The 23,915-nt window shown below is 60.6% G+C and carries 23 protein-coding genes and 1 pseudogene; 19 read left to right on the top strand and 5 right to left on the bottom strand.

Features of this window, described 5'->3' with window-relative positions:
* The first annotated feature begins 57 nt into the window (after nucleotides 1-57).
* Genes ACR0J1_RS05920 through ACR0J1_RS05905 form a run of 4 tightly spaced genes read left to right on the top strand, consistent with a single transcriptional unit; the run spans nucleotide 58 to nucleotide 5,739 of the window.
* Nucleotides 58-1,968 carry an extracellular solute-binding protein gene (locus ACR0J1_RS05920; RefSeq protein WP_480731356.1) on the top strand — a complete coding sequence of 637 codons (1,911 nt, stop codon included), beginning with the start codon at nucleotides 58-60 and terminating at the stop codon, nucleotides 1,966-1,968.
* Between the two features lies 1 nt (nucleotide 1,969).
* Nucleotides 1,970-3,058 (top strand): microcin C ABC transporter permease YejB, encoded by a 1,089-nt coding sequence (locus ACR0J1_RS05915; protein WP_480534587.1) that lies wholly within the window; start codon nucleotides 1,970-1,972, stop codon nucleotides 3,056-3,058.
* Complete coding sequence (locus ACR0J1_RS05910) at nucleotides 3,059-4,165, top strand: ABC transporter permease (protein WP_480731354.1); 1,107 nt, start codon at nucleotides 3,059-3,061, stop codon at nucleotides 4,163-4,165.
* The gene (locus ACR0J1_RS05905) at nucleotides 4,162-5,739 is read left to right on the top strand and encodes an ABC transporter ATP-binding protein (RefSeq protein WP_480731352.1); all 1,578 of its coding nucleotides are present in this window, start codon (nucleotides 4,162-4,164) and stop codon (nucleotides 5,737-5,739) included. Before ACR0J1_RS05910 ends, ACR0J1_RS05905 begins: the two co-directional genes overlap by 4 nt.
* A gap of 22 nt (nucleotides 5,740-5,761) precedes the next feature.
* Here the strand turns inward: ACR0J1_RS05905 and ACR0J1_RS05900 are convergent, their stop codons facing one another.
* Nucleotides 5,762-7,687 carry an elongation factor G gene (locus ACR0J1_RS05900; RefSeq protein WP_480731350.1) on the bottom strand — a complete coding sequence of 642 codons (1,926 nt, stop codon included), beginning with the start codon at nucleotides 7,685-7,687 and terminating at the stop codon, nucleotides 5,762-5,764.
* A 215-nt stretch (nucleotides 7,688-7,902) separates the two neighbouring features.
* Nucleotides 7,903-9,258, bottom strand: coding sequence for an oxygen-independent coproporphyrinogen III oxidase (hemN, locus tag ACR0J1_RS05895; RefSeq protein ID WP_480731348.1), 1,356 nt, complete (start codon nucleotides 9,256-9,258; stop codon nucleotides 7,903-7,905).
* Nucleotides 9,259-9,319: 61 nt separating this feature from the next.
* Between hemN and fnrL the strand changes: the two genes are divergently transcribed.
* A complete protein-coding gene (fnrL, locus tag ACR0J1_RS05890) occupies nucleotides 9,320-10,063 on the top strand; it encodes a transcriptional regulator FnrL (protein ID WP_480731346.1) in 744 nt (247 codons plus the stop codon).
* 42 nt (nucleotides 10,064-10,105) lie between these two features.
* On the top strand, nucleotides 10,106-10,360 hold the full coding sequence (locus ACR0J1_RS05885) for a GlsB/YeaQ/YmgE family stress response membrane protein (RefSeq protein WP_480731344.1): 255 nt from the start codon (nucleotides 10,106-10,108) through the stop codon (nucleotides 10,358-10,360).
* Between the two features lie 48 nt (nucleotides 10,361-10,408).
* Here ACR0J1_RS05885 and ACR0J1_RS05880 read toward each other — a convergent pair whose 3' ends face one another.
* Complete coding sequence (locus tag ACR0J1_RS05880) at nucleotides 10,409-11,248, bottom strand: universal stress protein (protein ID WP_480731342.1); 840 nt, start codon at nucleotides 11,246-11,248, stop codon at nucleotides 10,409-10,411.
* 192 nt (nucleotides 11,249-11,440) lie between these two features.
* On the opposite strand from ACR0J1_RS05880, the gene ccoN reads away from it, so the two are divergent.
* Genes ccoN through ccoP form a run of 4 tightly spaced genes read left to right on the top strand, consistent with a single transcriptional unit; the run spans nucleotide 11,441 to nucleotide 14,848 of the window.
* On the top strand, nucleotides 11,441-13,048 hold the full coding sequence (gene ccoN, locus ACR0J1_RS05875; RefSeq protein ID WP_480731340.1) for a cytochrome-c oxidase, cbb3-type subunit I: 1,608 nt from the start codon (nucleotides 11,441-11,443) through the stop codon (nucleotides 13,046-13,048).
* A 14-nt stretch (nucleotides 13,049-13,062) separates the two neighbouring features.
* Nucleotides 13,063-13,791: a cytochrome-c oxidase, cbb3-type subunit II gene (ccoO, locus tag ACR0J1_RS05870; protein ID WP_480731339.1), complete on the top strand. Its 729-nt coding sequence runs from the start codon at nucleotides 13,063-13,065 to the stop codon at nucleotides 13,789-13,791.
* 11 nt (nucleotides 13,792-13,802) lie between these two features.
* Nucleotides 13,803-13,988 (top strand): CcoQ/FixQ family Cbb3-type cytochrome c oxidase assembly chaperone, encoded by a 186-nt coding sequence (locus ACR0J1_RS05865; protein ID WP_050605006.1) that lies wholly within the window; start codon nucleotides 13,803-13,805, stop codon nucleotides 13,986-13,988.
* Nucleotides 13,985-14,848, top strand: a complete 864-nt coding sequence (gene ccoP / locus ACR0J1_RS05860; protein WP_480731337.1) for a cytochrome-c oxidase, cbb3-type subunit III — start codon at nucleotides 13,985-13,987, stop codon at nucleotides 14,846-14,848. The genes ACR0J1_RS05865 and ccoP overlap by 4 nt, the downstream gene beginning before the upstream one ends.
* Nucleotides 14,849-14,999: 151 nt before the next feature.
* Here the strand turns inward: ccoP and ACR0J1_RS05855 are convergent, their stop codons facing one another.
* The gene (locus ACR0J1_RS05855) at nucleotides 15,000-15,158 is read right to left on the bottom strand and encodes a hypothetical protein (protein ID WP_480731335.1); all 159 of its coding nucleotides are present in this window, start codon (nucleotides 15,156-15,158) and stop codon (nucleotides 15,000-15,002) included.
* A gap of 99 nt (nucleotides 15,159-15,257) precedes the next feature.
* On the opposite strand from ACR0J1_RS05855, the gene ACR0J1_RS05850 reads away from it, so the two are divergent.
* The 9 genes and pseudogenes from ACR0J1_RS05850 to nusG (ACR0J1_RS05810) all read left to right on the top strand — a co-directional run bounded on the left by ACR0J1_RS05850 (nucleotide 15,258) and on the right by nusG (ACR0J1_RS05810) (nucleotide 23,178).
* On the top strand, nucleotides 15,258-16,136 hold the full coding sequence (locus ACR0J1_RS05850; RefSeq protein WP_480731333.1) for a LysR family transcriptional regulator: 879 nt from the start codon (nucleotides 15,258-15,260) through the stop codon (nucleotides 16,134-16,136).
* A 111-nt stretch (nucleotides 16,137-16,247) separates the two neighbouring features.
* A complete protein-coding gene (ccoG, locus tag ACR0J1_RS05845) occupies nucleotides 16,248-17,675 on the top strand; it encodes a cytochrome c oxidase accessory protein CcoG (protein ID WP_480731332.1) in 1,428 nt (475 codons plus the stop codon).
* Nucleotides 17,676-17,677: 2 nt separating this feature from the next.
* Nucleotides 17,678-18,136: a FixH family protein gene (locus tag ACR0J1_RS05840; RefSeq protein ID WP_480731331.1), complete on the top strand. Its 459-nt coding sequence runs from the start codon at nucleotides 17,678-17,680 to the stop codon at nucleotides 18,134-18,136.
* A gap of 3 nt (nucleotides 18,137-18,139) precedes the next feature.
* On the top strand, nucleotides 18,140-20,317 hold the full coding sequence (locus ACR0J1_RS05835) for a heavy metal translocating P-type ATPase (protein WP_480731329.1): 2,178 nt from the start codon (nucleotides 18,140-18,142) through the stop codon (nucleotides 20,315-20,317).
* A 4-nt stretch (nucleotides 20,318-20,321) separates the two neighbouring features.
* A complete protein-coding gene (gene ccoS / locus ACR0J1_RS05830; protein ID WP_170328799.1) occupies nucleotides 20,322-20,480 on the top strand; it encodes a cbb3-type cytochrome oxidase assembly protein CcoS in 159 nt (52 codons plus the stop codon).
* Between the two features lie 66 nt (nucleotides 20,481-20,546).
* Entirely contained in the window at nucleotides 20,547-20,744 is a 198-nt protein-coding gene (secE, locus tag ACR0J1_RS05825) for a preprotein translocase subunit SecE (protein ID WP_171124314.1), read from the top strand.
* 179 nt (nucleotides 20,745-20,923) lie between these two features.
* On the top strand, nucleotides 20,924-21,457 hold the full coding sequence (gene nusG, locus ACR0J1_RS05820; RefSeq protein ID WP_170415591.1) for a transcription termination/antitermination protein NusG: 534 nt from the start codon (nucleotides 20,924-20,926) through the stop codon (nucleotides 21,455-21,457).
* A 93-nt stretch (nucleotides 21,458-21,550) separates the two neighbouring features.
* Complete coding sequence (locus tag ACR0J1_RS05815) at nucleotides 21,551-22,783, top strand: glycosyltransferase family 4 protein (protein WP_480731327.1); 1,233 nt, start codon at nucleotides 21,551-21,553, stop codon at nucleotides 22,781-22,783.
* Nucleotides 22,780-23,178: pseudogene (gene nusG / locus ACR0J1_RS05810) on the top strand (transcription termination/antitermination protein NusG). The gene ACR0J1_RS05815 and the pseudogene nusG (ACR0J1_RS05810) overlap by 4 nt, the downstream one beginning before the upstream one ends.
* Nucleotides 23,179-23,314: 136 nt before the next feature.
* On the opposite strand, the gene ACR0J1_RS05805 reads toward nusG (ACR0J1_RS05810), so the two are convergent.
* Nucleotides 23,315-23,827, bottom strand: a complete 513-nt coding sequence (locus ACR0J1_RS05805) for a class I SAM-dependent methyltransferase (RefSeq protein WP_480731326.1) — start codon at nucleotides 23,825-23,827, stop codon at nucleotides 23,315-23,317.
* Nucleotides 23,828-23,915 lie beyond the last annotated feature (88 nt).

The raw sequence follows: 23,915 nt of genomic DNA, 5'->3' as shown, positions 1-23,915 counted from the left end.
CTTTTAGCTGGCGCGCACGAAGATTAAAGACGTCAACGACCCAGAGGATGTGCAACGATGAAATCCCTTCTGACCGCCCTGCGCCCGCCCGAAATTCACTCATGGGCTGCAGCATTGGGGATTTCAGCGGCAGTTGTCCTGTCAGCGGGCAGCTTTGCCTCGGCCGCCGAGGATGGCGTCACGCGCAGCCATGGCTATTCCTATTTTGGCAATCTGGATTATCCGGCCGACTATCCGCATCTCAACTACGTCAACCCCGATGCCCCCAAGGGCGGAGAGTTGTCGCTGGCGGGGTCGGGGACGTTTGATTCTCTGAACCCCTACTCGCGAAAGGGCCGCCCGGGCGCGCTGACCACCCTGCAATATGACTCGTTGATCGAGTCGACCGCCGACAGTGTGGGCCAGTATTACGGGGTTCTGGCGGAAAGCATGGAATATGACGAAGGCCGCAATTACGTGATCTTCCACATGCGCCCCGAGGCGACATTCTGGGACGGCACGCCCGTGACCGCCGAGGATGTGGTGTTCAGCCACCGTCTGTTCATCGAACAGGGCCTGCCCTCGTACGCGCAGGCGGTGGGTCGCATGGTCACCGGGGCCGAGGCGCTGGACGATCACACCGTAAAGTTCACCTTCAGCCCGGATGTGACGCGGCGCGGCCTGATTGAGACAGTCGGGTCGACGACGGTGTTCTCAAAAGCGTGGTTTGAGGCGGATGAAAGCCGCCGTTTGGATGAACCAAGGCTCGAGGTCGCTGTCGGCTCCGGTCCCTACAAGCTGGACAGCTACGATATCAATCGCCGCATCGTCTACAAGCGTCGGGACGACTATTGGGGCCAGGATCTGCCTTTCAACGTTGGCCGCAACAACTATGACACCATCCGGGTCGAGTATTTTGCCGACCAGACCGCTGCGTTCGAAGGGTTCAAAGCCGGTGAATACACCATGCGGATCGAGAGTGATCCCAAGCTCTGGGCGTCGGGCTATGATTTCCCGAAACTCAGCGAAGGGTCCGTGGTGCGCGATGAGATCGCCGATGGCAGCCCTCCGACCCCGTCGGGGTTTGTCTTCAATCTGGGCAAGCCGCAATTCGCCGACAAGAATGTGCGCAAGGCGCTGGCGCTGGCGTTTAACTTTGAGTGGGCCAATGAATCCCTGATGTTCGGATTGAACACGCCCCGCAACTCGTTTGTGCAGGGCACGCATATCGAAGCAACCGGCGCGCCGGAAGGTGCGGAACTGGCGTTTCTGGAATCGCTCGGTGACATCGTCCCGGACGAGGTTTTGAGCGAACCCGCACTGGTGACACACGAATCCAACCCGGCCCGCCTGAATGACCGGCGCAATCTGCGCAAGGCCTCCAAGCTGCTGGATGAGGCCGGATGGCCCGTGGGCCAGGGCAATCTGCGTCGGAATGCCGAGGGGCAGACGCTGAAGGTGAATATTCCCTATGCCTCGAGCATTCCCACATCGACCGCCACGATGATCGAGACCTATGTGCAAAACCTGCAATCCATCGGCGTCGATGCGACCGCAGAAAAGGTTGACCCGGCACAGTTCACCCTGCGTCGGCGCGAGCGTGATTACGACATGGTGTATTCGAGCCGGTATGGTTCGTTCCTGTCGACGGGCGGCGGTCTCAGCCAGATGTACGGCTCGAAAGAGGCGGCGTTCAGCCTGTTCAACCCGGCTGGCCTTGCCAGCCCGCTGGTGGATGCCGTGATCGAGGCGTCGTTCGACACCACAAATCAGGCAGAACAGGACGCGGCGCTTATGGCGCTCGACCGCGCGCTGCGTTATGAGTTCTTTGTCATCCCCGATGGGTATGTGGCGGACTATTGGACAGCTTACTACGATATGTATGAATACCCTGAAAACCTGCCCCCGTTCACGCTGGGCTATCTCGACCTGTGGTGGGTCAACCCCGAGAAAGAGGCCGATCTGAAGGCGAAAGGCGCGCTGCGATAATATGGGCGCCTATATCCTAAGACGCCTGTTGCTGGTCATTCCGACCCTTCTGGGCATCATGATCGTCAACTTCACGCTGGTGCAATTCGTGCCCGGCGGGCCGATTGAGCAGATCATCGCGCAGGTTGAAGGTCAGGGAGATGTCTTTGCCGGGTTTGCCGGTGGTGGCGATGCAGGTGCCGAGCCCGCAGGCGGTGCCTTTGACGACAAATATGTCGGCGCGCGCGGCTTGCCGCCCGAGTTCATCGCCGAGCTGGAAAAAGAGTTCGGCTTCGATAAGCCTCCGCTCGAACGCTTTCTGGGCATGATGGGCAACTACCTGACACTGGACTTTGGCGAGAGCTATTTCCGCTCGATCAGCGTGATTGACCTGGTGTTGGAAAAAATGCCCGTTTCGATCTCGCTGGGCCTGTGGTCGACTCTGATTGCTTATCTGGTTTCGATCCCGCTGGGCATCCGCAAGGCGATCAAAGACGGTTCGACCTTTGATACATGGACCAGCGGCGCCATCATCGTGGCCTATGCCATTCCCGGTTTCCTGTTTGCGATCCTGTTGCTGGTGCTGTTCGCTGGTGGCTCCTACTGGCAAATTTTCCCGCTGCGGGGGCTGACCTCGGACAATTGGGACAGCCTCAGCCTGTTCGGCAAGATCGCCGACTATTTCTGGCACATTGCCTTGCCGATCATCGCACTGACGATTTCGGCTTTTGCGACGCTGACCCTGCTGACCAAGAACTCGTTTCTGGATGAGATCAAGAAGCAATACGTCATGACCGCCCGCGCCAAAGGGCTGAGTGAGCGCAAGGTGCTCTATGGCCATGTGTTCCGCAACGCGATGCTGATCGTGATCGCGGGTTTTCCGGCGGTGTTTATTGGCGTGTTCTTTGGCGGGTCTATCATCATTGAGACTATCTTCTCGCTGGACGGTCTGGGCCGTCTGGGGTTTGAAGCCGCCGTGGCCCGCGACTATCCGGTGATCTTCGGGACGCTGTTCATCTTCGGCCTGATGGGGCTGGTCGTCGGCATCATCAGTGACCTGATGTATGTGCTGGTCGACCCGCGCATCGATTTTGAGAAGCGGGAGGGGTAGATGGCGCTTTCCCCCCTCAATCAGCGCCGCTGGCGCAACTTCCGGCGCAATGGTCGGGCGTTCTGGTCGCTGATCATCTTCTCGGTCCTGTTCGGCCTGTCGCTGTTTGCCGAGTTCATCGCCAATGACAAACCGATCCTGGTGAAATACCGGGGTGAGTTCTACACGCCCGTCTTCAACTTCTACGCCGAGACTGAATTTGGCGGCGATTTCCAGACCGAGGCGATCTATCGCGACCCCGAGGTCATGTGTCTGATCGACAGTGGCGGTCTGGACCAGTGTTTCGATGACCCCGAAGGCATCATCGACGAGATCACGGCTGGCACGTTCGAGGCCGAGGGTTTTGAACGCGGTTGGGCGATCTGGCCGCTGATCCCCTATTCCTTCAACACCAGCGTAGACCGCCCCGGGGCCGCGCCGCTGCCGCCCAACGGTCAGAACCTGCTGGGTACGGACGACACCAAACGCGATGTGCTGGCGCGGGTGATATACGGCTTCCGCCTGTCGATCCTTTTCACGCTGATCGTCACTGGGGCAGCCAGTCTGATCGGAATTTTCGCCGGTGCCATCCAGGGCTTTTTCGGCGGATGGCTGGACCTAATATTCCAGCGCATTATTGAGATCTGGTCGTCCACGCCCTCGCTCTACGTCATCATCATCATGTTCGCGATTCTGGGGCGAAGTTTCTGGCTGCTGGTCGTTCTGATGATCCTGTTCAGTTGGACTGGATTGGTGGGTGTTGTGCGCGCCGAATTCCTGCGGGCGCGGAACCTCGAATATGTCCGCGCCGCCCGCGCGCTGGGCGTTGGCAACATGACGATCATGTTCCGCCACATGCTGCCCAACGCGATGGTCGCCACGCTGACCTTCATGCCCTTCATCGTCACCGGCACCATCGGCGGGTTGGCCTCGCTGGACTTCCTTGGCTTTGGACTGCCGTCCTCGGCCCCGTCGCTGGGGGAACTGACCTTGCAGGCAAAACAGAACCTTCAGGCCCCGTGGCTGGCCTTCACCGCGTTCTTAACCTTTGCCATCATGCTATCGCTGCTGGTCTTCATTTTCGAAGGCGTGCGCGATGCGTTTGATCCCAGAAAGACCTTCTCATGAGCCTTTTGGATGTGAACAACCTGAAGGTCTCGTTCCGGCAGGACGGGCAGGTCTCGTCAGCTGTCAAAGGCGTGTCTTTCACTGTGGATCGCGGTGAAACGGTGGCTTTGGTGGGTGAATCCGGTTCGGGTAAATCCGTGACCGCGCTCAGCACTGTATCGCTGCTGGGTGACAGTGCGATTGTCGAAGGCTCGGTCACCTATGACGGGCAAGAGATGATCGGCGCGTCCGAGGACAGGTTGATGGATGTGCGCGGCAACGACATCAGCTTTATCTTTCAAGAACCGATGACCTCGCTCAACCCGCTGCACACGATCCAGAAACAGATGGCGGAATCTCTGGCCCTGCACCAGAACGTGGCGGGCGACGATGCACGCGGTCGGATTGTCGAGTTGTTGACCAAGGTCGGCATCCGCGACCCCGAGGAACGGCTGGACAGCTATCCGCACCAGCTGTCGGGTGGTCAGCGCCAGCGAGTGATGATCGCGATGGCGCTGGCGAACAAGCCTGACATCCTGATCGCTGACGAACCGACCACGGCGCTGGATGTGACCATTCAGGCGCAGATTCTTGAGCTTTTGGCCGAACTGCAAAAATCCGAAAACATGGGGATGCTGTTCATCACCCATGACCTCGGCATCGTGCGCCGGATCGCTGACCGGGTTTGCGTGATGAAGGATGGCGAGATCGTCGAAACCGGCGCCACCTCCGAGATTTTCGACAATCCGCAGCACCCCTATACGCGCAAACTGTTGGCGGCAGAGCCGTCCGGCCACCCTGATCCGGTCGAGAGCGACGCCGAAGAGGTCGCTCGCACCGATCACCTGAAAGTCTGGTTCCCGATCCAGCGCGGCTTTCTTAAGCGCACTGTCGGCCATGTGAAGGCCGTCAACGATGCGACGCTCAGCGTCCGCGCCGGAGAAACGCTGGGCATCGTTGGCGAAAGTGGCTCTGGCAAGACGACGCTGGCACTGGCCATCATGCGCCTGATCGCGTCCGAGGGCGCGATCACCTTCCGCGATCAGGACGTGCGTCGTTGGTCCACGCGTGAGTTGCGGCGGCTGCGCAAGGACATGCAGATTGTGTTTCAGGACCCGTTTGGCAGCCTGAGCCCGCGCATGACCTGTATGCAGATCATCGCCGAGGGATTGGCGATCCACAAAGTCGATCCCCACCGCGCCCCGCGGGAGTTGGTGGCTGAAGTGATGACCGAGGTCGGGCTGGACCCTGCAGCGATGGACCGCTACCCGCACGAATTCTCGGGCGGGCAGCGCCAACGGATCGCCATCGCGCGCGCCATGGTACTGCGCCCCAAGCTGCTTGTTCTGGACGAACCCACCAGCGCGCTGGACATGACGGTGCAGGTTCAGATCGTGGATCTGCTGCGGGATCTGCAGCGGAAATACGGATTGGCCTATCTGTTTATCAGCCATGATCTGAAGGTGGTGCGGGCGATGTCACATAACGTCATCGTCATGCGTAACGGGGATGTGGTCGAGATGGGATCGGCTGAGGAGTTGTTTGAAAACGCCCAGACCGACTATACCCGTGAACTGATCGCGGCGGCGGGCTGACAGGCAGCCCGCGCCTTTGGCTTCAGGCCATTTCCTTGTTTTTGGCGGATGCGGGTACCGGGCCGCGTAGCTCTTCATAGTGATCGAACTGCAGCTTGACCCAACCGGTGCCGCGGGTTGCGCTGGCCAGCGTCCGGTGCAATTCGTCTTCGGCCACCGCCGGAAGCTGGGCGTTGAAGATTTCCCAGCCTGATGCGTTCGGGTTGCCCTCGAAACCCAGAACCTGACCCTGCAGCGAGCTAATAGTCGGCACCAGATCGCCCACGAAAGTCGAGGGCAGGTGAATCTCGGCATTCAGGATCGGTTGCAGGACCACCGGTTTCGCCTCGGGCAGCGCCTCGCGCACGGCGTTCTTACCCGCCGTGCGGAAGGCGAAATCGGAACTGTCCACGTTGTGATGTTTGCCGTCGCTCAGCGTCACCTTTACGTCCACCACCGGGAAGCCCTCGGGTCCTTCGACCAACGCGTCCTTGGCCCCATGTTCCACCGAGGGGATATAGTTCCGAGGTACCGCGCCGCCTTTGACGACCTCTTCGAACTGGAACCCGGAGCCGCGCGGCAGGGGCGCGATCGAGATCACCACATCAGCAAACTGCCCCGCCCCGCCGGATTGCTTGCGGTGACGGTGGCGGTGTTCGACCTTGGTGCGGATGGTCTCGCGATAGGCGGTTCCGGCGGCCTCGGCTTCGATTTCGATGCCGAAGTCTTCAGCCAGTTTCGCCGACACCCGACGCATGTGCTGCGGGCCTTGCGAGCCAAGAATGGAATGGCCGCTCAGGTCGTCCTGTTCCAGATGCAGACCGGGGTCGATCTCGACCAGCCGCGTCAGCGCGTTCGACAGGCGCACATCATCGCGTTCATGCGCCGGGGAAACCACCTGACGATGCGCGGCGGGATGCGACGCGGCCCATTCCGGCAACGGCGTGGCCGCTGCGCTGTCGTAGATGAAACCGGGGTTGAGGTGATCTGACTTCACCGCCAATCCGATCTGCCCGGCCTCAAGCGTCTCGATCTGGGTCTTGGCGTCCAGCGTGGTCAGGTTCCCGACGGTCTCACCGCCAAGGGATTCATGCGCTTTCACGCCATCGCCCAGACCCCGCAGCACGGTGATCTTGCCAATATGCTTCTTCACATCCGCAAAGCCCGCAATGGCGCGCGCAGTTTCTTCGGCCTCGTCCCGGTCGGCGGCGATGTTGAACTCGGGCGCCTCATGCCGCAGGGCCTTCATCAGCCGGGTCAGGCCGTTGCCATGGCTTGCGGCCCCCAGACAGGCTGGGATCAGTTGATGGTTCTGCAGCACTTGTGCGGCCAGTTCGTAGACCTCATCGTTGGGGGGCTGCTTATCTTCGATCAACTGCTCCAGCAGTTTGTCGTCGAAATCCGACAGGGTCTCCAACAACTCGGTGCGGGCTTCCTGTTCGCGGTCTTCCACTGATTGTGGCAACTCAATCAGGGCCGAGGGCTGACCCTCCTGATATTTCCACGCCCGTTCCGAGATCAGGTCGACCGCGCCGATGATCGTGTCGCCGTCGCGGATCGGGACCTGCCGCAGGGCGATATGGTGCGAGCAATAGGTCTGCAGGGATGCTACGATATCACGAATGCGGCCATTGGGGCTGTCCATGCGGTTGATGAACAGGAAGCAGGGAATGCCCGCTTCTTCGACCAACCGCAGATAGGGCGCGCACAGAACGGCGGCATCCGGGTCGGGCGGCACCACGACCACGGCAGCGTCCGAGATTGCCATCGCGGGGCCGACATAGGCCAGCGCATCGCCGCCCCCATCCACGTCGATCGCGCACCAAGGCTCGTCCAAATAAGAAAAACCGTGCAGGTGCACGGTTCCGGCAACATCGAATGTGGTGGGCCGCCCGTCGAGGCGGCTGATGGCCTCGACCAAGGTGGTTTTGCCCGATTGGGTGGGGCCGAGGACGGTGAAAACGCGCATGGGTGCTGTCCCTCTTTCAGGTTGCAGAATGGCTGCACGAAAAGGGCTGTCGAACGCGATTGCGTCGGCAAGAACTGTCTGCGAATTCGCCTGCCTCGGGCTGCGAAAGGGCGTACCCCTTCACCCCCTGAGTTTGGAGAATACCGAAGGCGTGCGTCAAGCCCCCGTGCCGGTGTGAATGATGCGGGCCGAAGGGCCAGCCCGCGAAAGAGGTGTCAGATCGCCGAGCTGTGCCCGGCCTTGCTCAGGTCATAGGCGTCGAAGCTGCGGGCGATCATACGAGTCAGGGCGCGGGCCTCGGGTGGAATGAACAGACCGTTGTTATCGACGCGCAGCAGCCCGTCAAAGGCGGCGTTTGCGTCGGCGTACATCTGCTGCAACTCGGAGGCCGAGATATCATGATCACGCAGGATTTCGGCCGAATCAATGCGGAAATCGCACATCAGGGCCTCGATCAGGCGCGCGCGCAGGACATCCTGTCCCTTGAACAGGTGCCCGCGCGCGGTCGAGAACTGTCCCTCTCGAATAGCTTTGGTATGGGCCGAGGTGGCCGAGGCATTCTGCGCATAACCCTGCGGGAAGCGCGAGATCGAACTGGCCCCCAGCCCGATCAGCACCGGGGCCTGATCGTCGGTATAGCCTTGGAAGTTCCGCTTCAGGCGGCCCGCACGCAGTGCGTGGGTCAGCCCGTCATCCTGAGTGGCAAAGTGGTCGATCCCGATCTCGGCGTAATTGTCCCACAGGAACAGGCGGCGAGAGGTTTCGAACAGCTCCAGCCGTTGTTCGGGGGTGGGCAGCGCGTCCGACGGGATCATCTGCTGACGCTTGGCCATCCATGGCACATGCGCATACCCGTAAAGCGCCACGCGATCCGGGTTCAGCGACAGCAATTTCTGCACACTTTCGGTCATGCGGGCCTTGGTCTGATGCGGCAGGCCATAAAGGATATCGGCGTTCAGACTGGAAATCCCGCGAGCCCGAATCATCTCGGCGGCCTCGCGAGTGGTGTCATAGCTTTGGATGCGACCGATGGTTTTCTGAATTTCGTCGTCGAAATCCTGCACCCCGATCGAGGCGCGGTTCATCCCGGCCTCGGCCAGCGCGTCCAGACGGGCCTCGTCAATCTCGTTGGGGTCGATCTCGACCGAGAATTCGGCGTCTGGTCCCAGCGGCACGGTATCCAGAATTCGGGCTGCCAGATCACGCATCAGGTCAGCGTTCAGCAGGGTCGGTGTGCCGCCGCCCCAGTGCAGGCGCGACAGGGTGATGCCGTCGGGCAGCCGTGCAGCCAGCAAATCCAACTCGGCCTTCAGCACGTCCACATAGGCGATGACAGGATTGTCGGTCTGAGTGCCCTGTGTCCGGCAGGCGCAGAACCAGCACAGCCTGCGGCAGAACGGGACGTGGATATACAGCGAGACAGAACTGCCTGGCTTCAGCCCGGCAATCCAGTCGCCGAACAGCTCTGCGCCCACGTCATTGTTGAAATGCGGGGCGGTGGGATAGCTGGTATAACGCGGTACTTTCGCGTCAAAAAGTCCAAGCCGTGCCAATTGAGGTTTCATTGTCATAACGATACGGGTATACGTAGGGACGCTCAGATACTTTGACCGAGATCAAGTGGAAACGCGAATGACACTCAAGGCCTTGTACGAGCACACAAACTGTGATGATTGCCCGATCCGGCATCGGGCAGTTTGTGCGCATTGCGAAAAAGATGAACTGAATGAACTTGAAACTATCAAGTATTACCGCAGCTTCGAGGCTGGCCAGACGATAATCTGGTCGGGCGATCCGATGAATTTCGTCGGTTCGGTCGTGTCCGGTATTGCCTCGCTGACCCAGACGATGGAGGACGGGCGCACGCAAATGGTGGGCCTGTTGTTGCCCAGCGATTTTGTGGGCCGCCCCGGGCGCGACAATGCGCCCTATGATGTGATGGCAACGACCGATCTGGTGATGTGCTGCTTTCGCAAGAAGCCGTTCGAGGATCTGATGGTCTCCACGCCGCATATCGCCCAGCGATTGCTTGAGATGACGTTGGACGAACTGGATGCGGCCCGTGAATGGATGCTGGTTCTGGGGCGCAAGACCGCACGCGAAAAGATCGCCAGCCTGTTGTCGATCATCGCCCGGCGGGATGCGTCGATCCACAAGGCCGGCATGTCCGGTCCGATCGTGTTTGACCTGCCGCTGACGCGCGAGGCGATGGCGGATTACCTTGGCCTGACGCTGGAAACCGTCAGTCGCCAGATGTCGGCGCTGAAAAAGGACCAGATCATCGCGCTTGAGGGTAAGCGCCACGTGACCATTCCCGATATGGGCCGCCTGATGGAAGAGGCGGGCGATGACACGGATGGTGGTTTCCTCGTCTGACCCCCGGCACGGCGCACGGACTTTCAACGGCAGGAGCAAGGCATGGTATTCAGCAGTCTGTTGGCGATGCTCTTTATCGGTGCGATTGCCGGGTGGCTGTCGGGCCGAATCATGGAGGGTCGCGGCTTTGGCCTGATCGGCAACATCATCGTCGGGATTCTGGGTGCGTTTCTGGCCGGTACCATCTTTCCAGCGTTGGGTTTTGCGGTTGGCGGCGGCCTGTTCTCGTCGGTCTTCTTTGCAACCGTCGGTGCGGTGATCCTGCTGTTCCTGATTGGTCTGATCCGCAAGACCTGACCAAAAAGCCGCCCCCAAGGGCGGCTTTGATGTCGCGCCGGTTCAGCGTCAGTGGGCGAGAAATACCGGGACGTTCGATTGTTCCAGCATGTTGCGGGTTGCGCCGCCCAGAATGGCCTCGCGGAAACGCGAATGCCCGTAGGCCCCCATCACGATCATATCCGCATTGGTATCCGCAGCATGGCGATTGAGGATGTCTGAAACCCGGGTCATCGTCTTGCTAAGCACGTCGATCTCGCACCGGACACCATGCCGGGCCAGCATCTGCGACAGTAGCCCACCGGGGTCCGAGCGATCCGGCCCGTGACGTGGCGGATCGATGACCACGATGCGCGTCAGAGACGCCCGTTTCAGGAAGGGCAGGGCGCAGCGGATGGCCCGCATGGCCTCGACGCTTTCGTTCCAGCCGATCATCACCGTCTGCGGGGCCGCCACCGGTTGGACCTTGTCCGGCACCAGCAGAACCGGTGCGTGGCCCTCGAACATTGCGGCCTCGACAATCGGCTCGGCCTCGGCGTCGCGGTCCTTGCCGTAGGGGCGGGGCAGAATCACCAGATCAGAAAACCGCGCGCGCCGCGCGACGTGGCGGCCGATATCAGCAATCTGGGCGACGCCGTTCTCGGCGGACCAGCGCACGCCGGACTTACCCAGATAGTTCTGTGCAAAGGCCAGAACCTCTTCGGCCTCGGCATTCGCGCGGTTCAGAGTCTCTTGCAGGATCAGCGCGTTGGCCCCGGCATAGTAATATCCGGTCTGGCTGCGGTCGACGCCCAGACATAAGGCTTCGGCATGGGCGTCCTGTCCCTGAGCCAGCGCCACCATCTGCGCCAATGCGGCCCGGGACAGGCCAGTTTCCGTCATGACCGTGAGCAGGGATTTATATGCCATGTCGCCCTCGTGATTCTACTGCCGCCGATTTGGCGCGCGCACCTGTTTCTTGGCGCATACCTGTCACAGAAAACAGGGGCTTGTCTTGATGCAGATCAAAGCAGCATCAGCGGCCTCGCTGCATTACAGCATACAGTCAAATGGGTCCCGTGGGGCATCGGAACCGCGCGGGGCATGGCAAAGGGACGCAATATGTCAAATTATATCAAGCTGATCGTGCTTGGACTGGTTGTGATATTCGCAGCCATCGGGTCCAATTATGCACGGGATTTGGCGTATCAGGTGCATGCGATACTGGTGATGTTGATCGCCGGTGGCCTGTTCATCTGGACGCTTAGAAACACAGACGAGCCAGATATTCTCGTAGACCGTTCAGGGGAATACATGGATGGCGTGATCCGCTATGGCGTGATCGCAACTGCATTTTGGGGTGTGGTCGGGTTCCTGGCGGGAACCTTCATTGCGTTCCAGCTGGCCTTTCCGGCTCTGAACTTTGAATGGGCGCAAGGCTACCTTAACTTTGGCCGTCTGCGGCCGCTGCACACTTCGGCGGTGATTTTCGCCTTTGGCGGCAACGCGTTGATCGCGACGTCGTTCTACGTGGTGCAACGCACCAGCGCAGCGCGCCTGTGGGGCGGAAACCTCGCTTGGTTCGTGTTCTGGGGCTATCAGCTGTTCATCGTTCTGGCGGCAACCGGCTATCTGCTGGGAGGGACCCAGTCTAAAGAATATGCCGAGCCTGAATGGTATGTTGACCTATGGCTGACCGTTGTCTGGGTGGCCTATCTGGCCGTCTATCTGGGCACGATCATCAAGCGCAAAGAGCCTCACATCTACGTGGCAAACTGGTTCTATCTGGCCTTCATCGTCACCGTCGCCATGCTGCACCTGGTCAACAACATGACCATCCCGGTCAGCATCTGGGGTTCGAAATCGGTCATCGTCTGGTCGGGCGTGCAAGATGCCATGATCCAGTGGTGGTATGGCCACAACGCTGTGGGCTTCTTCCTGACTGCAGGCTTCCTGGGCATGATGTACTACTTCATCCCGAAACAGGCGGAACGTCCGGTCTTCAGCTACAAGCTGTCGATCATCCACTTCTGGGCGCTGATCTTCCTGTATATCTGGGCTGGCCCGCACCACCTGCACTATACCGCGCTGCCTGACTGGGCCTCGACGCTGGGCATGGTGTTCTCGGTCGTGCTGTGGATGCCGTCCTGGGGTGGTATGATCAACGGTCTGATGACCCTGTCGGGCGCATGGGACAAGCTGCGTACCGACCCGATCATCCGCATGATGGTCATCTCGGTCGGCTTCTACGGCATGTCCACGTTCGAGGGTCCGATGATGTCGATCCGCGCCGTGAACTCGCTCAGCCACTACACCGACTGGACCATTGGTCACGTGCACTCGGGTGCTCTGGGTTGGAACGGCATGATCACCTTCGGTGCGCTGTACTTCCTGGTGCCCGTCCTGTGGAAGCGTGAGCGTCTGTATTCGCTGCAGATGGTCAGCTGGCACTTCTGGCTCGCCACCATCGGCATCGTGCTCTACGCCGCGTCGATGTGGGTCACCGGTATCATGGAAGGCCTGATGTGGCGTGAAGTGGATGCCAACGGCTTCCTGGTGAACTCGTTCGCTGACACCGTGGCTGCCAAGTTCCCGATGTATGTGGTGCGCGGCCTGGGCGGGGTTCTGTTCCTCGCGGGTGCTGTGGTCATGTGCTACAACCTGTGGATGACTGTGCGGAAAGCGCCGGCCAAAGAGGCCAGCCTGTCCGTCGCGGTCCCGGCTGAATAAGGAGGGCCGGAGCAATGGCAATTCTCGACAAACATAAGATCCTCGAGACCAACGCGACCCTCCTGCTGATCTTCAGCTTTCTGGTCGTGACCATCGGTGGCCTGGTTCAGATCACCCCGCTGTTCTACCTTGAGAACACCATCGAAAAGGTGGAGGGCATGCGCCCTTACACCCCCTTGGAAATGGCGGGTCGTGAGATTTATCTGCGCGAAGGCTGCTATGTCTGCCACAGCCAGATGATCCGTCCGATGCGGGATGAGGTCGAACGCTATGGCCACTACTCGCTGGCGGCTGAATCGATGTATGACCACCCGTTCCAGTGGGGGTCCAAGCGGACCGGACCTGATCTGGCGCGGGTCGGTGGCCGCTATTCGGACCAGTGGCAGATGGACCACCTGCGGGATCCGCAGTCGGTGGTGCCGGAATCGGTGATGCCGAAATACGGCTTCCTCGAACATCGCAAGCTGGACGGCAAGTATATCGGTGACATCATGGCGGTGAACGCCGTCGTGGGCACGCCCTATACCGACGAGATGCTGGAGAACGCGCAAGCCGACTTCCGCGCTCAGGCCGACCCGGACAGCGACTATGACGGGTTGCTGGAACGCTATGGCGACAAGGTGAATGTGCGCAACTTCGACGGTCAGCCTGAGCTGACCGAGGCTGATGCGCTGATTGCCTATCTGCAGATGCTGGGCACGCTGGTCGATTTCTCGACCTTCACCCCGGACGCGAGCCGTTAAGGAGGAATGTGATGGAAGAATACACAATCCTCAGACAGTTCGCGGACAGCTGGATGCTGCTGCTGTTGTTCGCTTTCTTCGTTGGCATCGTGATCTGGGTTTTCCGCCCCGGTGCCAGCAAGGAATACAAGGACACCGCCAACATCCCGTTCCGGCATCAAGATAAACCCGCCACATCCAAGGAGGCGCGGCAATGAGCAAGACACCTGAAAAACAGCCGGGTGATCCTAATACCACCGGGCACACCTGGGATGGGATCGAGGAATTCGACAACCCGATGCCGCGCTGGTGGCTGTGGACCTTCTACGCCTGTATTGCTTGGGGCGTGGCCTATACGGTCCTGTATCCCGCATGGCCTCTGGTGCAATCGGCAACCGCCGGTGTGCTGGGCTGGTCCTCACGTGAACTGGTGCAGCAGGATATGGTTGCGTTCGAAGAGGCAAACGCGCCGTGGAATGCAAAGCTGGTCGAAACTCCGCTGGATGACATCGCAAACGATGCAGAGCTGCAGCAATATGCAGTGAATGCAGGCGGTGCCGTGTTCCGGACCTGGTGCGCACAGTGCCACGGATCGGGTGCGCAGGGCGCGCCGGGCTTCCCGAACCTGCTGGATGACGCATGGCTATGGGGTGGTACCCTAGAGGATATCGAGACCACCGTCGCTTATGGCATCCGCAACGAGGAAAGCGACGATGCGCGCTATTCCGAGATGCCCGCGTTTGGCGAAATCCTCGAACATGACGAGATCACCCAGGTGGTTCAATATGTCATGTCGCTGACCAATGCACAGACCGACGATGCGGCGGCTGAGGCAGGCAAGGTTGTGTTTGAAGACAACTGCGCGGCCTGCCACGGCGAAGATGGCAAAGGTGATGTCTTCCAGGGCGCGCCGAACCTGACCGACGCGATCTGGCTTTATGGTGGCAGCGAAGAGGCCCTGACCGAGACAGTCACCAACAGCCGCTTTGGCGTCATGCCATCGTGGGAAAACCGTCTGACCGAGGCGCAGATCCGCGCCGTATCGGCCTATGTCCACCAGCTTGGTGGCGGCCAGTAAGGTCCAAAAGAACACCTCCGGGCGGTCTCCCGCCCGAAGGTTGAGGCACCGGCTGTTCCATCTGTTCGCGCGTTTCCAGAACAGCCGGTGCCGCTTTTGCTAAGTTTAGGGCAGGTTTGATCGCGGTCCAGAAACTGCCGCTGATCCCGCCTTAAAGATCGCGCAGATCGACGTCGCGCGGCGTTTCCTTCCACCAGTGACCCTCGGGCAGCCAACGCCGGCTGCGCTTGCGCGGCTTGGGCATATCGCGGATGCGAGGTGCGTCGACGCGGGTGGCGGTCATGAAAGATCTGGCAAAAACGGTCAGCATGGATGCCTCCTGTATGATCTGGTTTCTGCCATAAGGATTGACCTTCGGGGCATGAAATGCGACTCAATTGCCATTCTATCGTGTAAGTTCGGGTTACATATGGATTGGCTCAACCTTCCCCCACTTGCAGCGCTGCGCGCCTTTGCAGCCTTTGCTGAGAAGCGCAATGTTGTCGACGCTGGGGTGGCGCTGAATGTCAGCCACGCTGCCATCAGTCAGCAGTTGCGCGCGTTGGAAAAGCATCTGGGCGTCGCGTTGCTGGACCGCTCGGGCAAGGCGCTGACCCTGACTGGCGACGGAGAGCATCTGGCCCGCGCGCTGCAACTGGGGTTCGGCGCGATTGAGACGGCGGTCGGCGATCTTGCCCGCTCGGGTCAGGATCGCCCGGTCCATGTCTCGCTGACCTCATCCTTTGCCGCGTCCTGGCTGATGCCGCGCCTGCCCAGCTTTCGCGCGACCCACCCCGAGGTCAACCTGATCCTCGACCCAACCTTCGAGGTGGTCGACCTGCGCCCGGGCGGCGTGGACGTGGCCATCCGCTATGGCGCGGGGGGCTGGCCCGGCGTGGACAGCGAGATGTTGCTGCAGACACCGATGGTCATCGTCGCCTCGCCCAAGCTGCTGGGCGGCAAGACCGATTGGACCCCGTCAGAGCTGGCGCAACTGCCATGGCTGGAAGAATTCGGCACGACCGAGGCCACCACATGGCTGACCGAGCGCGGCGTTGGCCCCGAACGCGGGGCCGGGCGCACGCAGCTGCCGGGCAATCTGCTGCTGGACGGGCTGCGGTCAGGGCAGGGGGTCACTGTCACCGTGCGACAATTCGTCGAAGCGGATATCGAGGCAGGCCGCATAGTCGAACTGTTCGCCGAGCCCGACCTGCGCGGATATCATATTGTGACGCAAAGATCGGCACTTAGGCCCTCGGTGAAGACCTTTATTGCCTGGTTGAAGAGGCAGGCTCGTAGCACACAGTAACAACTTTGCGAAAAGGTGTCTGTACGATGCGCGTTTTGACCCATGTCAAAGTTCCTAGGCCTGTGATCTGGAACAACAAACACACAGAAATGCCAGTCCCGGAGCCAGCCTGTGAGCGATTCCAACCCCACCCCCAGTCTCTATGCCGCCAGAGAGCCAATCTTTCCAAGACGGGTGTCCGGCCCGTTCCGGAACCTGAAGTGGATCATCATGGCGGTCACGCTGGGCATCTATTACATCACGCCATGGATCAGATGGGACCGCGGCCCCAGCCTGCCGGATCAGGCGGTGCTGCTGGATTTGGCCAACCGGCGTTTCTATTTCTTCTGGATCGAAATCTGGCCACATGAGTTCTATTTCGTCGCCGGTCTGCTGATCATGGCGGGGCTGGGGTTGTTCCTATTCACCTCAGCTTTGGGCCGGGTTTGGTGCGGCTATGCCTGCCCGCAGACGGTATGGACGGACCTGTATATTCTGGTCGAACGCTGGATCGAGGGCGACCGCAACGCACGTCTGCGCCTGCACCGGCAGAAAAAGCTGGATGTCCGCAAGGTGCGTCTGCGGCTGACCAAATGGGTGGTCTGGTTCCTGATCGGTCTGGCCACCGGCGGGGCCTGGGTGTTCTATTTCGCCGATGCGCCGACGTTGGCGCGCGATCTGGTCACCGGCAACGCGCATCCGGTGGCCTACACCACCATGCTGATCCTGACGGCGACCACCTTCTTCTTCGGCGGCTTCGCCCGTGAACAGATTTGTATCTATGCCTGTCCCTGGCCGCGCATTCAGGCGGCGATGATGGACGAGGATACGCTGGTCGTCGGCTACCGCGAATGGCGGGGTGAGCCGCGCGGAAAGGGCAAACGCATCAAGGACACGGAACTGGGCGATTGTATCGACTGTATGGCCTGCGTGAATGTCTGCCCCGTCGGGATCGACATCCGCGACGGGCAGCAGCTTGAATGCATCACCTGCGCGCTGTGCATCGACGCCTGTGACGACATGATGGCCAAGATCGGCAAGCCGCGCGGCCTGATCGATTACATGGCGCTCAGCGATGAGACCCGCGAACGCGAAGGGCAGGCGCCCAAGAACGTCTGGAAACACATCCTGCGTCCGCGCACCATTCTGTATACCTCGCTGTGGTCGCTGGTGGGCTTTGCGCTGCTGTTTGCGCTGTTCATCCGGTCGGATATCGACCTGACGGTGGCACCGGTGCGGAACCCGACTTTCGTGACCCTTTCGGACGGGACGATCCGCAACACTTATGACGTGCGCCTGCGTAACAAACATGGCGAGGATCGGCCCTTCAAGCTGTCGCTGGCGGGCGATCCGGCGCTGCAGTTGGAAATTGAAGGCATCGAAGGGGACACTGTCAATGTCACCGCAGATACGGCACAATTGACCCGCGTCTACATCGTTGCGTCCAAGGATACCGGACCGGCAGCGGCGGACAGTACGGCGGTGCGCATCTGGGTCGAAGACCTTGAAAGCGGCGAGCGCGCCAATAAGGACACCACGTTCAACGGACGAGGAAACTGAACATGGCTGAGCGTCAATTCACCGGAAAACACGCACTGGCGGTCTTTGTTGCCGCCTTTGGCGTCATCATCGCGGTGAACCTTGTGCTGGCGTATAGCGCGGTGAAGACTTTCCCCGGGCTCGAGGTCAAGAATTCCTACGTCGCCAGCCAGGAGTTCAACGAACGCCTGCAGGAACAACAGGCGTTGGGTTGGGATATCCGGGCCGAGGTCACGGGTGGCCTGCTGGTGCTGCACATCACCGACCAGACCGGCGCGCCGGTTGAAGTGGCCGATCTGCAGGCCGTGGTTGGTCGCGCCACGCACGTACAGGATGATTTCTCGCCCGATTTCACCTTTGACGGTCGGGCCTATGCAGCACCTGCGGCACTGGGCAAAGGCAACTGGAACATCCGCCTGATTGCCAAGGCCAAGGACGGGGCCGAGTTTGCGCAGCGGGTGCCGCTGTATGTGAAGGGCTAGGCGATGACGGCGCAGGTAACCCCGGCGACGGCGGCCTGCCCGGGCTGCATTGCGGCTCCGGCCCAGCCCGCGCAGCCCACGCCCGAGGATGTGCAGATTGCGTTGTCGCTGCCGGGCATTCATTGCTCGGCCTGTATCGCCACGGTCGAGCGTGAGCTGAACGCCACACCGGGAGTCGAAGGCGCGCGGGTCAACCTGACGCTCAAGCGGGCGATGATCAAAGCCACGCCCGAAACCCGCGCCGCCGATCTGATCCCGGTGCTGGAACGCGCCGGTTTCGAGGCGCATGAGTTGGACCCCGGCGCCCTGTCCGCCACGCAGACTGACCGGGCCGGGCGCGATCTGCTGATGCGGCTGGCGGTGGCCGGGTTTGCCTCGATGAATGTGATGCTGTTGTCTGTGTCGGTCTGGTCCGGGGCCACGGACGCGACGCGCGATATGTTCCACTGGATTTCGGCAGCGATCGCCTTCCCCGCGATTGCCTTTGCCGCGCAGCCCTTTTTCAAAAACGCCTGGAGCGCGCTGCGGGTGCGGCGTCTGAACATGGATGTGCCGATCGTGCTGGCGATTGGGCTGGCGCTGGTCACATCGCTGTGGGAAACCGCGCTCAGCGGCGAACACGCCTATTTCGACGCCGCCTTGACGTTGACCTTTTTCCTGCTGGCGGGCCGTTATCTGGATTATCGCACCCGTGCCGCCGCGCGCTCGGCGGCTGAGGAGCTGACCGCGCTTGAGGTGCCCCGCGCTATCCGGCTGGTGGACGGGGCCGAAGAAGAGGTTGCCGTCGCCACCCTGACCGTGGGCGACCTGATCCTTGTGCGGCCCGGTGGCCGGATGCCGGTGGACGGAGAGATCGTCTCGGGCCGCTCGGAACTCGACCGCTCGTTGCTGACCGGGGAGACCCTGCCGGTCTTTGCCGAGGCCGGTCTGACCGTCAGCGCCGGTGAGGTCAATCTGACCGGGCCTTTGACCATCCGCGCGACGGCGGTGGGTGAGGATACCTCGTTGCACCGCATGGCCGATCTGGTAGCCATCGCTGAATCGGGGCGGTCCCGGTATACTTCGTTGGCGGACAAGGCGGCCAAGCTCTATGCGCCCGGCGTGCATATCCTGTCGGCGCTCAGCTTTCTGGGCTGGTATATTTATTCGGGTGACATCCGCACGGCGCTGAATATCGCCGCCGCGGTGCTGATCATCACTTGTCCCTGCGCGCTGGGGCTGGCGGTGCCAGCGGTGACCACAGCGGCCTCGGGCCGGTTGTTCCGCAAGGGGATGCTGATCAAACACGCCACCGCGCTCGAACGTCTGGCGCAGGTCGACACCGTAGTGTTCGACAAGACCGGTACTCTGACTTCGGGCACGCCCGAACTGACCAATCTGGGTGATCACGCGGGGCCGGACCTTGAGGTCGCGCTGGCGCTGGCCGAAGCCTCGTCGCACCCGTTGTCGCTGGCCCTTGCCAAAGCGGCGCGCGAGGCCGGGATCAAACCGGCCAGCTTGCGCGATCTGGTCGAGGTCCCGGGCTATGGCACGGAAGGTGTTTACAAGGATCAGCGCGTCCGGCTTGGCCGCGCGGCGTGGGTTGGTGGCACGGACGGACCGCAGACCTCTGCCTGGCTGGCCATCGGGGCTAACCCGCCCCTGTGCTTTACCTTTACTGACAGCCTGCGCCCCGGCGCGGCTGATGCCGTTGCAGCCCTGCGCAAGGCGAGCAAAGAGGTCATGCTGATCTCGGGCGATACGCACGGAGCGGTCGAGGCACTGGCCGGCAAGCTGGGTATCGAAACGTGGATCGCCGAAGCCCTGCCCGAGGACAAGGCCACCAAGGTGCAGGCGTTGCGCGATCAGGGCCATCATGTTCTGATGGTGGGTGACGGGCTGAACGATACGGCGGCGCTGGCGGCGGCGCATGTGTCGATCTCTCCGGCTTCGGCGCTGGATGCGGCCCGGGTGGCGTCGGATATCGTGCTGCTGGGCAATGACCTGTCCCCGATTGCGGATGCCTGCGACACGGCGGTCAGGGCGACCCGGCGGATTCGCGAGAACTTTCGCATCGCCACAGTTTATAATATCATCGCCGTGCCGCTGGCCGTGGTCGGTCTGGCGACCCCGCTGATTGCGGCGCTGGCGATGTCGACCTCGTCGATCACCGTGTCCCTGAACGCCCTGCGGCTGAGGTAAAGTGATGGAAGTTCTGGCCTATCTCATTCCGATCTCGCTGCTGCTGGGCGGCGTTGGTCTGGTGGCTTTTATCTACACGGTGCGCTCGAACCAGTATGACGACCCCGAAGGCGACGCGCGCCGCATTCTCAGCGATGAATGGGACGACAAGCCTCGCCCCTGACAGCCCTTGAAATTGCCGCAATGCCCGGTTATGTCCGGCCCATCCGCTAGCAGAGAGATAAGCCAAATGGCCACCACAAACCCGATCCAGTTCATTCAGCAGGTCCGCGCCGAAGTCGCAAAGGTCGTCTGGCCGACCCGGCGTGAGGTTCTGTTGACCACGGTCATGGTGTTCATCATGGCGGCGCTGACGGCTGTGTTCTTTGCGCTGGTCGATCTGGGCATTCGCGGCGGTCTGCAGTTGATCCTGGGCGCGTTCGGATAACGCCTGCGAGTCGCTGCCCTCTTGCACCTTGGGCGATGTACTAGTAGGTGACGCGGGACTATTCGGAATGGGCGTGCGGCGATTCGATCTGCGCGCCGCTTTTTATTCCGGGTGGTGCGACAGATTTCAACGACGGGCGCGATGGGTCGCGGCCTACGGCAAACAAGGACAGCAGGTTCATGGCGAAACGGTGGTACTCGGTCAGCGTTCTTTCGAATTTCGAAAAGAAGATCGCAGAGCAGATCCGCACGTCGGTGGCTGAACAGGGCCTTGAGGACGATATCGACGAGGTTCTGGTGCCCACCGAAGAGGTGATCGAAGTGCGCCGGGGCAAGAAAGTCACCACTGAACGTCGGTTCATGCCCGGTTATGTGCTGGTGCATATGGAGATGTCGGATCAGGGCTATCACCTTGTGAACTCGATCAACCGCGTCACCGGCTTTCTGGGCCCTCAGGGCCGCCCGATGCCGATGCGCGATGCCGAGGTGAACCAGATCCTGAACCGCGTTCAGGAGGGTGAAGAAGCACCCAAGCTGATGATCAGCTTCGAGGTCGGCGAGAAGGTCAAGGTCAACGACGGCCCGTTCGAGGATTTCGACGGCATGGTCGAAGGCGTGGACGACGAGAACCAGAAACTGAAGGTCTCTGTTTCCATTTTCGGCCGCGAAACCCCGGTCGAGCTGGATTTCACACAGGTCACGAAACAATCTTGACCACGATCCGTCCTGTGACGGATCTCACTTGGCAAACAATGTCCCGATACCTAAGCTGAGCGGAGTTATTGCAGCAACTCCGTTCGGTTTTTGATGAAGATTGTTCTGATTTCCACAAATGCTGGAACGGATATGGGCGGAGAGGCGATCAAGGCCTTTCAGTATTTCCAGTTCCTGCTGCAAAACGGCCATGATGCCTATCTGATGACCCATGAGCGCTGCCGGGATGCGCTAGCGGGCGAGTTCCCTGAAGACCGCATGATTTTCGTGCCCGACACCGCTCTGATGGTGTTCTGCTGGCGCAGCCGGGTTCTGAACCCTCTGGTGAACACTCTGTTTCATCGCTATGCGCGCAGGCTTTGCCAGCGGTTCGATCCCGCTGAAACGATCCTGCATTATCTCTGCCCCATTTCACCAATGATGCAGCGGTTTGCCCCGCGCGGGTATCGGCATGTGGTGGGGCCGCTGTCCGGCAATATCTTCTACCCACCCGGGTTCCGCGATCGGCAAGGCAAGGGGCAGCGATTGCAGCAACGCCTCTACCGCCCGATTCAGGGTTTCTTGGGCATCGTGCCGGGCATGATGAAGAAGGCGGATCGCCTTTTGGTCTCGGGCGGAGAGCGGACCCGGCAAGCCCTGCGCTGGTCCGGGTGTGACGAGGCGCGGATGATGACGGTCGCCGATGCCGGTGTCTCGGAACGGATATCGGACGCGCGGCCAATCGATCACAGCCAGACCGGGCGAGAGTTTGTCTGGATCGGGCGGATGGTCAATTACAAAGGCGCCGACATTGCCGTCCGGGCGGTTGCGCGTTCCGAACAGGATGCCCGACTGACCATCTATGGCGACGGCCCAGAAAAGCACGGCGTTGAAGCGTTAGTTCAAGAGCTTGGCCTACAGGACCGCGTCACCTTTCCCGGCTGGCTGTCCCATGCCGACTACGTGCGCGAGATGTCCCGGTTCCGAGGCTTCCTGTTCCCCACTCTGGCCGAGGCCAACGGTATCGTCATGCAAGAGGCGATGGGGCTGGGACTGCCAGTCGTGACGCTGCGCTGGGGTGGCCCGATGCAATTGGCCACCGACCAGGAGGCGCTGTTTGTCGAGGCCGCGGATCTCGACGCCGTTGCTGACGGCTTCGCGCGCGCGATGGACCAGCTGATCAGCAACACCGATCTTGCGCAGGACGTATCTGACCGCGCGCGCACCCGCGCGATGTCCGAATATACGTGGCCGGTTGTCGCCGAAAGCTGGATGAAGGCCTATGAAGGCTTGCTGGCCGGCAGACACGGGCCGCGGCCCACGGCAACAAGGGCAGCAGGTTCATAGCGAAACGGTCGAACTCGGTCTGCGTACTTTCGAATTTCGAAAAGAAGATCGCAGAGCAGATCTGTACGCCGGTGGTCGAGCAGGGCTATCACCTTGTCAATTCGGTCAACCGCGTCGCTGACTTTCTAGGCTCGTAAGGCCGCTCGATGCCGATGCGCGACGCCGAGGTGAACCAGATCCTGAACCGCGTTCAGGAAGGTGAAGAAGCGCCCAAGCTGATGATCAGCTTCGAGGTCGGCGAGAAGGTCGAGGTCAACGACAGCCTGTTCGAGGATTTCGACGGCATGGTCGAAGGCGTGGACGACGAGAACGAGAAGCTGAAGGTCTCTGTTTCCATTTTCGGCCGCGAAACCCTGGTCGAGCTGGATTTCACGCAGATAACCGAGCAGGGCTGAAGCTTCATGGCCCAGTGGGCCTATCCGTTCAAGATACTTCAAGTCACGCTGCTAGCTTCTCTGCAACTATTGAAGCCTAGGCACACTGCGGCAACTACGCTCGGTGGATTTCAGAGGCCCGGCGACGATATGCGGTTCAATTTCTGAGCTCCGCCTTCGGTCTGGCAACAAATAGTGTGCGGTTAGCGTAATTTTCAGCCCCCTTGCATTCGAATTCGACATGATTGTTCAAACAGCTCAGGTCCAGAATGATCGGCTCGAGCTCTGCTGAGTATTGTCTGATGCACTCAACCAACAGCACTCCGTCAGGTTTCAAATGCGCCAGAAAGATCTTCAGTGTTTCCTTCCAAGAGTCAGATACATTCTCGCCAGAAGTTGCACCAACTCCAACGCCTGCCCAAACGATACAGTCGTAAACCGCGCTTTTTGAGAACCTCGATAAATCGCCCACAGCGAATTCAGTATGGTCCAGATGTGAATGCAGTTCCTTGGCTCGCGCTATAGCGGTGGGTGAGATGTCGAAACCAGTGTATCGGGTCTCAGGGGAAAGGAAGCTACGTAGCAAACCAACCCCACACCCTACATCAAGCACGGTTGCTGATTGATGTAGGAGAGCAAACCCGCCGATAAGTGCGAACCGAGGGTACATACTCCTATCCGAAAGATAGTCATATGCGCCTGTCTTATGAGCTTGATCCTGCTGCCCTGGTCGGGAGGTTAGCTCGTCCTCTCTGAAT

The organism is Ruegeria sp. CJ3 (assembly GCF_056536725.1).
The sequence above is the reverse complement of the archived record's forward strand: the minus strand, read 5'-3'. Positions and strand labels throughout refer to the sequence as shown.

Bases quoted from the DNA above. Each gene is read 5' to 3' on its own strand.
- secE (WP_171124314.1), top strand. From the start codon at position 20,547: ATGGCCACCACAAACCCGATCCAGTTCATTCAGCAGGTCCGCGCCGAA.
- ACR0J1_RS05850 (WP_480731333.1), top strand. From the start codon at position 15,258: ATGGATTGGCTCAACCTTCCCCCACTTGCAGCGCTGCGCGCCTTTGCA.
- ACR0J1_RS05835 (WP_480731329.1), top strand. From the start codon at position 18,140: ATGACGGCGCAGGTAACCCCGGCGACGGCGGCCTGCCCGGGCTGCATT.
- ACR0J1_RS05855 (WP_480731335.1), bottom strand. From the start codon at position 15,158: ATGCTGACCGTTTTTGCCAGATCTTTCATGACCGCCACCCGCGTCGAC.
- nusG (WP_170415591.1), top strand. From the start codon at position 20,924: ATGGCGAAACGGTGGTACTCGGTCAGCGTTCTTTCGAATTTCGAAAAG.
- ACR0J1_RS05805 (WP_480731326.1), bottom strand. From the start codon at position 23,827: ATGTACCCTCGGTTCGCACTTATCGGCGGGTTTGCTCTCCTACATCAA.
- hemN (WP_480731348.1), bottom strand. From the start codon at position 9,258: ATGACAATGAAACCTCAATTGGCACGGCTTGGACTTTTTGACGCGAAA.
- ACR0J1_RS05865 (WP_050605006.1), top strand. From the start codon at position 13,803: ATGGAAGAATACACAATCCTCAGACAGTTCGCGGACAGCTGGATGCTG.
- ACR0J1_RS05905 (WP_480731352.1), top strand. From the start codon at position 4,162: ATGAGCCTTTTGGATGTGAACAACCTGAAGGTCTCGTTCCGGCAGGAC.
- ACR0J1_RS05885 (WP_480731344.1), top strand. From the start codon at position 10,106: ATGGTATTCAGCAGTCTGTTGGCGATGCTCTTTATCGGTGCGATTGCC.
- ccoS (WP_170328799.1), top strand. From the start codon at position 20,322: ATGGAAGTTCTGGCCTATCTCATTCCGATCTCGCTGCTGCTGGGCGGC.
- ccoN (WP_480731340.1), top strand. From the start codon at position 11,441: ATGTCAAATTATATCAAGCTGATCGTGCTTGGACTGGTTGTGATATTC.
- ACR0J1_RS05915 (WP_480534587.1), top strand. From the start codon at position 1,970: ATGGGCGCCTATATCCTAAGACGCCTGTTGCTGGTCATTCCGACCCTT.
- fnrL (WP_480731346.1), top strand. From the start codon at position 9,320: ATGACACTCAAGGCCTTGTACGAGCACACAAACTGTGATGATTGCCCG.
- ACR0J1_RS05815 (WP_480731327.1), top strand. From the start codon at position 21,551: ATGAAGATTGTTCTGATTTCCACAAATGCTGGAACGGATATGGGCGGA.
- ACR0J1_RS05900 (WP_480731350.1), bottom strand. From the start codon at position 7,687: ATGCGCGTTTTCACCGTCCTCGGCCCCACCCAATCGGGCAAAACCACC.
- ACR0J1_RS05910 (WP_480731354.1), top strand. From the start codon at position 3,059: ATGGCGCTTTCCCCCCTCAATCAGCGCCGCTGGCGCAACTTCCGGCGC.
- ccoP (WP_480731337.1), top strand. From the start codon at position 13,985: ATGAGCAAGACACCTGAAAAACAGCCGGGTGATCCTAATACCACCGGG.
- ACR0J1_RS05880 (WP_480731342.1), bottom strand. From the start codon at position 11,248: ATGGCATATAAATCCCTGCTCACGGTCATGACGGAAACTGGCCTGTCC.
- ACR0J1_RS05840 (WP_480731331.1), top strand. From the start codon at position 17,678: ATGGCTGAGCGTCAATTCACCGGAAAACACGCACTGGCGGTCTTTGTT.
- ACR0J1_RS05920 (WP_480731356.1), top strand. From the start codon at position 58: ATGAAATCCCTTCTGACCGCCCTGCGCCCGCCCGAAATTCACTCATGG.
- ccoO (WP_480731339.1), top strand. From the start codon at position 13,063: ATGGCAATTCTCGACAAACATAAGATCCTCGAGACCAACGCGACCCTC.